The organism is Myroides sp. LoEW2-1, from assembly GCF_009767705.1.
Lineage (GTDB): Bacteria > Bacteroidota > Bacteroidia > Flavobacteriales > Flavobacteriaceae > Flavobacterium > Flavobacterium album_A.
Genome location: NZ_WSPP01000222.1, coordinates 1 through 9,215, shown reverse-complemented (window position 1 = coordinate 9,215; position 9,215 = coordinate 1). Strand labels below are relative to the sequence as shown.

The following is a 9,215-nucleotide window of genomic DNA, read 5'->3' as shown; positions in this document are numbered from 1 at the left end:
CTCATCCTTTTTAGTATCTAATAAATAAACTCGTTTAAAAAAGCTTCTTTATAAATACGGATAAAATACTGCCAAAAGAGAATTAATTATCTTTTATTTTATGTTCACAACCCAATAATTCACTTAAACTCAGTATTGATCATTATTTTTATATCTTTCACAGCAACAACATTTTTCGCTAAAATTAACGTGATATGACTAAGAAAAAAGGGAAGCGAATTTTTAAATTAATAGTTTTAAGTATCTTACTTATCATTGGCATCAATTACATTTTAATCAATTGCTCGTCAAACACAAAGGTATATAACTATGATTTTAAAGCTGATACTTTGCTTGAACAGAAATATTCAGAAGTATTGCCTAATAGAGATTCTTTGTGGAAGCATTTGGAAGAGTTAAACAACTTAGGTCCTCGTTATACAGGTAATGCTGCTCATGCTCATTTCGTTGAGTATATTCGCACTAAATTTGACCAATGTAATATTGAAGTATTTGAAGATAAAATAAACTTTACTAAATGGGAAGCTAAAAAATGGCAATTACAAACTATTGATTCCCTCAATAACAAAGAAATTATCCCTACCTCATTTTACTATCCCTATTCGGGTTCAACAGAGGCTAAAGGAATCACTGCCCCCTTAGAATACGTAGGGAATAGTAAATCTAAATTGAAAAATGCAAAGGGTAAAATTGCCATTTTTGAAGTAAGCATACCTCCTGTTCCAAGATCCATGCTCTTTCGTAAAAGAAGTTTATATCCAACAGATACTCATCTCCCTACTCTAATAGAAAATACAGTTATTGCATCAGTTTTGAATGGCCCTGATTTACAAGAAGCTCATGATAACGATGTATTAGGTATAATCTGTGTTTGGAAGAACCTCTCTGGTGAAAATGCACTTAACCAATACTTGCCTTTCACTACTCCTTTGTTTCACTGTCCTACATTATGGGTTAATCAAGAACAAGGGGAAAGATTAAAAGAATTAGCCAAACAAAATAAATCAATTAACTTAGTTTTAGAAGCTGATATTACCCCTGATAGTGAATCTTCTACTTTGTATGGAATAATAGAAGGAAAAAACTCACAAGAGGCAATTATAATAAACACACATACCGATGGCCCCAATGCTATAGAAGAAAACGGAGCAATAGCCTTAATTGAGCTTGCCAAATACTATAGTGCTTTACCAAAAGAAAAGCGAAATCGAACGCTAATCTTTGTATTCGCTACTGGACATTTTCAGCTACCCCAGTTTGGTATAAACCACAGGCAAGCAACGTCAAAATGGCTCAAAGATCACCCTTACTTATGGGATGGAGTAGATAGTCACAAAAAAGCTATTGCAGGTTTGACAATAGAGCATCTGGGAAGTTCTGAATGGAAGGATAACAATCAACACACTGCTTATTCAAAAACAAATCCTATTGATTTAGAATTAGTTTACACTTCCAATAAAACAATGGATGCAATTTATTTAAAAGCTCTTGAGGCAAGAAACAAGGTTCGAACAATGACTCTTCGCCCACATAATACATTCTATTTCGGAGAAGGCCAACCATTGTATCAAGTAGGTATTCCAACCATATCTTTAGTTCCTGCACCAGACTATTTATGCAAAGAAATGCCCAATGGAGATATCGATAAATTAGATAAAGAATTAATATATGAGCAGACAATGACATTTAAAAAAATCATCGATATACTTGACAAAGTAAATGCTAAAGAGATTAGCCAAAATGATTCCCAATCTTTTGGATTGTGGTAAAAAAGAAAGAGACTATCAAAAAAGATAGTCTCTTTTACAATATATTCATTACTCTCCTATCTCCTATACGAGATAGGCTAAGATTAAAATCAAGATAAGTAATTCGCAACATACGCGAAAGCCACAGATACGAAAAGTACTGCTACAAAATAGGTCTAAATTAGCGATATAAGCATACAATAGGATAGCTTAAGAACTAATAAAGGAGCTATGAAGTAGAATTGCATTTCAGTATTTAGCTCATGCGTAGTTTAGGTTAACCTTTACAACCAATATTGTCCTTAAATTCCCAAAAACTGGAATGGCTTACTATCTTTCAATTGTGCATTTGCTAATCCAAAATATTGCTCACCATTAGCTACTTGCAATTTTTTAACAGACTGTCCTTTACTAAAATCAAGTGTTTTTAAATCTAACCACATAGGTGATAAAGAAATAGGATCTTCATAGTAATAAACTAAATTCTTTTGATCAGAAACTGTTCTCCATCTTGTTGAAGATAAATTTGGCTCACCGTCAATATGTACTCCAAAAGGTACCGAACAATTGCGAATAACACTGAAAATAGCCCCTACAGACAATTTCTCATCATCACTTTGTTCTACCGCTGTTGCATAGTACTTCGCTCTGGCAAAGCGATCCTCTGATCTTCCTGTTCCTGGCAAATTCTTATTTCCTGGCAAAAAGCTCAAATAATTATTAATAGCTAATTGTTTTTCAAAAGTTGGTGAATTAGTTACCACTGTATACGAAGGATCGTGGTATACATTTAACTTTCCATCGATATACTCAAACACAGCGTTATCTCCAGTTGCATCAGATACTGTTAAGTGAACTGTTGCTAATGTAGTACGACCCGGTGTATTTGCAGTTACTACTACCAATGGGTTCTTTTGTAAATCGACTACTGCTTCAGCAACAGTAGCATAGTTATCTAAGGCATACTGTGCCCACATTGCCAAGCTTATTCCTTTATCTTTACCATTTGGGTTATATTCTGGGTATTGAGATTCAACTAACCATAGGATATTTGCTACTAATCCTTTTTCATTCATCCCATCTGTCGTAGCTAAATCAAATGCTGAGGTCACCACACTTCCGTACTTTGCTGTCCATTTCGCAGAGGCTTTTCCTACCTCTCCTACTCTTTCTATCCCTCTTGGAAATACCCAAATATTAGGCATGATTTCCTCTTTCCAATCCATTGAACGAGCTGTTAATATCGTATTGTTTGGTCCTTTATACATTACTCGAGTACATGCTAAAGCGTCATTAGCAATTAAGGCAATCGCTCCTACTAATAATACTTTGGCAATCTTGCGTTGAATTGTTTTCATATTCTATACTAGTTTTAGTTTCTTAAAAATAAGCAATTATTACACCAATAACCGATTTTCACCTGTTTTTTTATCAAATCAAAGCTTTTTTATACGTTTCTATCGCACGTATCCTTGCTTCTTTATTATCTACCATAGGATTTTTATAGTCTAAAGAATCAAACTCTTGCACCCATTTTCGAATATAAACTCCCGTTTTATCAAACTTTTTCTGTTGTTCCAGTGGATTGAATATTCTAAAATACGGAGCTGCATCACAGCCACATCCAGCAGCCCACTGCCAATTTCCATTATTAGATGCTAAATCATAATCTAATAAATACTGTGCAAAATAAGCTTCTCCCCACCTCCAATCTATCAACAAGTGCTTAGTCAAAAAACTCGCTACTACCATTCTTACACGGTTATGCATAAACCCCGTTTCATTTAACTCTCGCATCCCTGCATCAACTAATGGATATCCAGTTTGCCCTTTACACCATAAGTCAAATTCTTCTTCGTTATTTCTCCAATTAACTCGCTCGTATTTCTCTTTAAAACAAGAGTTAACTACCTGTGGAAACAAATACATAATTTGACTAAAAAAATCTCGCCAAATCAACTCCTTTAGCCAAACTTCATTGTGACGTAAAGCGAAATTCACACATTTTCTAATCGAAATCGTTCCAAATCGCAAAGCTATACCCAAGCGAGTAGTACCCTCAATAGCTGGATAATCCCTATTCTTATCATAGCTACTGATAATCCCTTCATCTAAAATAGGGCGAGTAAAATCCAAACTTGACCTTTCAAACCCCAATTCTTCCAAAGTAGGCAAGTCATTTTCTACGGAAACAAAACTCTCCTGACAAAGTACAGTCGTATAGTCAAATAACGCTCGATCATCTAATTTTACTCTCCACATTTTAGCATAAGGAGTATAGATCTGATAGGGAGTTCCATCACTCTTCAATATTTCACCTCCTTTAAAAATAACGTGGTCTTTATACTGAAAAAAGGAAATATTGCGAGATGACGCCTTCTTTGCAATTAAATTATCTCTGTCAATAGACGTTGGTTCATAATCTTCATTACAATAAATTGCCGCTATATCGTATTGTTCAAATAATTTATCATAAGCTTCACTCGCTGTTGTATGCAAACACATGACAGAAGTATGATAATCTTTTAGAGTGTTATTTAGAGATTTAATCGCCTGATGAATATAATCCACTCGAGCATCATCTCGACGAGAAAAGCGAGCGAGAATACTTTTGTCAAAAATAAATAACGGCAGTACGCGATAACCTGAATTTAAAGCGAAATACAAACCTACATTATCTTCTATTCGCAGATCTCTCCTAAACCAAAAAACAACTACCTTCTCTTTTCTTTCCATAATGCAAACAATAAAAAAAACTCATTACCCCAGAAAGGATAATGAGTTTAAATTTAATAAAAAACAATTATTAATAAGTTGTTCAGCTGTTTTAATTATTGAAATACACACTACTAATACCCAGTAATATAAACGACCTATTTAACTTTATAATGAATTATTCAATCTTTTCGTCCAACTTAAATCTCTTAAAATCTACATTGGAACTGTATGAAAGCAAGATTTGAATTATATGCCTTGCTATCTTTTACACTCTGTTTAAAATTATCTATTTGCATTCCAACTTGTATTCTTGCGGCATAATTTTTTAGAAACTCCAAACTAAGCATAGGTACCCAAGTTTGTCTACCATTAGAGTTTACTTTTGAGTTTTCATCTAAATATTCATAACGACATGCAAATTCAACTGCTTCGAAGTGCTTCTTACCGATTTCATAGCGTATATTAGGCAAGATGTAAAAACTTTTCATGACATAATCATTAAGTTCCCCAAAACGCATTTCTGGTGCAGTGCTATAATACAAATTGTGGTTGGTTCCTTGTTTTGCTTCACTTTGAAAATCAAAACACCAACGATCATTTATTGGCAACTTGGCACTAACTTCTAAACCAACGGCATAGATTGTCTCTTTTTGAACTTCTCCCACTCCTCCACTAACTCCAACATTCAATTCATGTTCTTTATCTAAACTGAACAATAGTCTTGAAGAATAGTGTTTTCCATTATCTGAATCGGTTTTATTCCTTCCATTTCCATTGGTCACTGATAGTCCATAACTCATCGGTACTTTACCTAAATCTACACTACCAGTTAAAGCAGCACCTACCTGGAAACTCGTCCAACCATTACTAGAATACAAATAATATGAATTTGAATAGTCAATCGATTTCAGAACATCTGCTGGATAGGTTTCTTCTAATCCAAACAAAGGTCTAAATTGCCCAATTTGAACTTGTAAGTAGCGACTAAAGGTGTATTTAGCATAAGCATTCTCCAAAACTTTGTGTTTAGGATCTTGCTTAAAATCAGCTAAATTAACCAATGCGACTACCTCAAGGTTCTCCATGACAGTTGCATTTAAGGAAACCCTCATCCTCTTTAAGTCAAATGAATTACTCGTTCCTTCTCCATCACTATGATGCAGACCGTCAATATCAACACCATTTTTAAAATTATTCAAATATCTACCTTGAAACACACCTCCAACTTTAAACTTAGGATAAGTTGTCTCTACAGGATTTAGAATAATTTTTTCTTCAAAAACTTGAATGGTGTCAGTCACTATTTTTTCTTGAGCAAAAAGTGATACACTGCAACACAAAATCCCAAGTGCAATCCCTTTTCTCTGAATTGATCTAAACAAATTGTTCATAGATTATTTCTTTTTAAACTTCAAAAAGCTTGCTCGATTATACTCATAGTTCATACGTGCAATATTAAGTACTGAGATTCCCTGAGGACACTCTACTTCACACGCTTCAGTATTTGAACAGTGACCGAATCCCTCTTGATCCATTTGCCATATCATACGCAGTGCTCGTTGTTTTCGTTCTTCTTTTGACTGTGGTAAAATAGCTAATTGTGTGATTTTTGCAGCAGTAAACAATGCCGCACTACCATTTTTACAAGTAGCTACACAGGCTCCACATCCTAAACAGGCTGCAGAATCAAATGCCGCTTCTGCTACTTCATGTGACACGGGAATTGTATTTGCTTCTGGTGCTTGACCTGTATTCACAGACACATATCCTCCAGAAGATATAATTCTATCAAATGCAGAACGATCTACTTTCAGATCCTTTTTTACTGGGAATCCCGCAGCTCTAAAAGGCTCTATTAAAATCGTTTCTCCATCTTTAAACTCTCGCATATGCAATTGACAAGTAGTTGTATTCTTTAAAGGACCATGCGCATTTCCATTAATCACAACACCACATTGACCACAAATCCCTTCACGACAATCGTGATCAAACTCTACTGGTTCTTCATTCTTTAAGATCAACTCCTCGTTCAAAGTATCTAACATCTCTAAAAAAGACATGTGAGTATTGACATTATCGAGCGCATAATCTACAAGCTTACCTTCAGATTTACGGTCTTTTTGTCTCCATATTTTTAAATGTAATTTCATAGACTATATATATTATTTATAACTACGGATAGTTGGTTTAACAAATTCAAATACTAACTCTTCTTTATTCAAGATTGGCTCCTGATCTAAACCACCAGGCCATTCCCAAGCAGAAATAAATTGATACTGTTCATCATTTCGTTTTGCTTCTCCATCTTCCGTTTGGTATTCTTCTCTAAAGTGAGCTCCACATGACTCCTCTCGAGTTAAAGCATCGTAACACATTAATACACCTATTTCCAAATAGTCTGCTACACGACCTGCTTTTTCTAACTCGGAGTTCATTGTCTTAGATTCACCAGGAATGCGAACATCTTTGTAAAATTCTTCTCTTAACTTCTTGATTTCTACAATAGCGTATTCTAATCCCTCTTTTGTTCTTGCTAACCCACAATAGTCATATAATAGCTTTCCTAATTTCTTATGGAAATAATCGACTGTTTTTGTTCCTTTGATATTCAATAGGTTATCTAACTTCTCTCTTACCTCTTTTTCCGTTTTTTCAAACTCAGGATGATCCGTTGAAATAGCTCCTACTCTAATCTGATCTGCTAAATAGTTTGCAATTGTATATGGAGCAATGAAATAACCGTCTACAGATGCTTGTAACAATGAATTTGCTCCTAAGCGATTTGCTCCGTGATCCGCAAAATTAGCCTCCCCTAAAGCAAACAACCCTGGAACAGTTGTCATTAATTCATAATCTACCCACAATCCTCCCATAGAGAAGTGAGCTGCAGGCGAAATCATCATCGGCTCTTTATAGGCATTAATACCAGTAATCTTTTCATACATGGTAAATAAGTTTCCATATTTCTCAGCAATTTTTGCTTGTCCTTGCTCGCGAATTGCCTTAGAAAAATCCAAATAGACAGCATTCTTTAATGCTCCTACTCCATGCCCTGCATCTATTCTCTCTTTGGCTGCACGAGATGAAATATCTCTCGGAGCTAAGTTTCCAAAAGCAGGATAACGGCGTTCTAAGTAGTAATCCCTTTCATCTTCTGGTATATCATTTGCAACTCTTGTTTCATCCGCTTTTTTAGGAACCCAAATACGTCCATCATTTCTCAATGATTCTGACATCAAGGTCAGTTTAGATTGATACCCACCAGATTGAGGTAGTGAAGTTGGGTGTATTTGAGTCCAACTTGGTGAGGCAAAGAATGCTCCTTTTTTATGCGCTCTCCAAATTGCAGAACCATTACATCCCATTGCCAATGTAGACAAATAGTAAATTTTACCAAATCCTCCGGTTGCCAATACAACAGCATGTGCTGCATGTCTTTCTATCTCACCTGTCTCTAAATTTCTAACAATAACTCCTCTTGCCTTACCATCAATAGTAACCAAATCTAACATTTCGTGAGAAGAATACAGCTGAACTGTCTTCTTATCTACTTGACGCATCAATGCTTGATATGTTCCTAAAAGCAATTGTTGTCCTGTTTGTCCTCTTGCATAAAACGTTCTACTAACTTGAACTCCACCAAAAGATCGGTTATTCAAATACCCTCCGTACTCACGGCCAAATGGCACACCTTGAGCTACTGCTTGATCTATCAAGTTTACAGAACACTCAGCTAAACGGTAAACATTCGCTTCACGTGCTCGGAAATCCCCTCCTTTAAGCGTATCTACAAACATACGGTAGATACTATCTCCGTCATTCTTATAATTTTTAGCAGCATTCACCCCTCCTTGAGCAGCAACAGAGTGCGCTCTACGTGGAGTATCTTGAAAGCAAAATGACTTTACATTATAACCCATCTCTCCAAGAGATGCCGCTACAGAACTTCCTGCTAATCCAGTACCAATTACTATGATATCTAATTTCTTTCTATTCGCTGGATTCACCAAGCGAGCAGTTTTTTTATAGTTAGACCATTTATCTTCTAATGGTCCTTGAGGTATTTTTGCATCTAATTTCATTACAACATCTTAATTTTGGGTGAAATACATATATAAAGGCATTAAAGCAAAGCCTACACATAATACTACAGAATAAATAATTCCAATTACGTTAATCCAACGAACAAACTTTGGATGAAATAATCCTAATGAGCGAACCCCACTATTGATACCGTGAATCAAATGATAACACAATGCAATCATCGCTACTACATAAAGTATTACAATCCACAGATTAGTAAAAGTCTCTTGTACTAACAAGAATAAATCCTTATTTCCATTAGCATCCACAGCCGTAAACTCTCCAAAACGATAGATATACCAAAAATTAGCAAAGTGTGTAACTAAAAAAACTAAAACTATAGTCCCTAATAATCCCATATTTCTACTATACCATTTGCTCGCTCTTCCTCTATTATCACGTTTATACAAACCACCTGCTTTTCTGTTTTTCAAAGTGATGATTAATGCATAAACAACGTGCCCGATAATAGACAAGTAAAGAACATAGGATATAATCTTTACAATAGGATTAGTTGTCATAAAATGCGAATAAGCATTAAAACTTAATTTTGCTTGTTCTGGTTCCAGAAATAATTGTGTATTCCCTAAACAGTGTATTAATAGGAATAAACACAAAAATAACCCTGTCGCTGCCATTACAATCTTGCGTGAGAGTGTGTTCATT

General features: G+C 35.1%; 7 protein-coding genes. 1 reads left to right on the top strand and 6 read right to left on the bottom strand.

The annotated features are described in order from the left end of the window. The first annotated feature begins 194 nt into the window (after positions 1-194). Positions 195-1,769 (top strand): hypothetical protein, encoded by a 1,575-nt coding sequence (locus tag GOQ24_RS12435; RefSeq protein ID WP_155092778.1) that lies wholly within the window; start codon positions 195-197, stop codon positions 1,767-1,769. Positions 1,770-2,050: 281 nt separating this feature from the next. Here the strand turns inward: GOQ24_RS12435 and GOQ24_RS12430 are convergent, their stop codons facing one another. The 6 genes from GOQ24_RS12430 to GOQ24_RS12405 all read right to left on the bottom strand — a co-directional run bounded on the left by GOQ24_RS12430 (position 2,051) and on the right by GOQ24_RS12405 (position 9,214). Further along, complete coding sequence (locus tag GOQ24_RS12430; protein ID WP_155092777.1) at positions 2,051-3,106, bottom strand: linear amide C-N hydrolase; 1,056 nt, start codon at positions 3,104-3,106, stop codon at positions 2,051-2,053. Positions 3,107-3,179: 73 nt separating this feature from the next. After that, positions 3,180-4,484 (bottom strand): cryptochrome/photolyase family protein, encoded by a 1,305-nt coding sequence (locus tag GOQ24_RS12425; RefSeq protein ID WP_160339831.1) that lies wholly within the window; start codon positions 4,482-4,484, stop codon positions 3,180-3,182. Positions 4,485-4,672: 188 nt separating this feature from the next. Then, on the bottom strand, positions 4,673-5,857 hold the full coding sequence (locus GOQ24_RS12420) for a porin (RefSeq protein ID WP_155092775.1): 1,185 nt from the start codon (positions 5,855-5,857) through the stop codon (positions 4,673-4,675). Positions 5,858-5,860: 3 nt separating this feature from the next. Next, positions 5,861-6,616 (bottom strand): succinate dehydrogenase/fumarate reductase iron-sulfur subunit, encoded by a 756-nt coding sequence (locus tag GOQ24_RS12415; protein WP_160339830.1) that lies wholly within the window; start codon positions 6,614-6,616, stop codon positions 5,861-5,863. 12 nt (positions 6,617-6,628) lie between these two features. After that, positions 6,629-8,548 carry a fumarate reductase/succinate dehydrogenase flavoprotein subunit gene (locus GOQ24_RS12410; RefSeq protein WP_155092773.1) on the bottom strand — a complete coding sequence of 640 codons (1,920 nt, stop codon included), beginning with the start codon at positions 8,546-8,548 and terminating at the stop codon, positions 6,629-6,631. 9 nt (positions 8,549-8,557) lie between these two features. After that, complete coding sequence (locus GOQ24_RS12405; protein WP_155092772.1) at positions 8,558-9,214, bottom strand: succinate dehydrogenase cytochrome b subunit; 657 nt, start codon at positions 9,212-9,214, stop codon at positions 8,558-8,560. Position 9,215 lies beyond the last annotated feature (1 nt).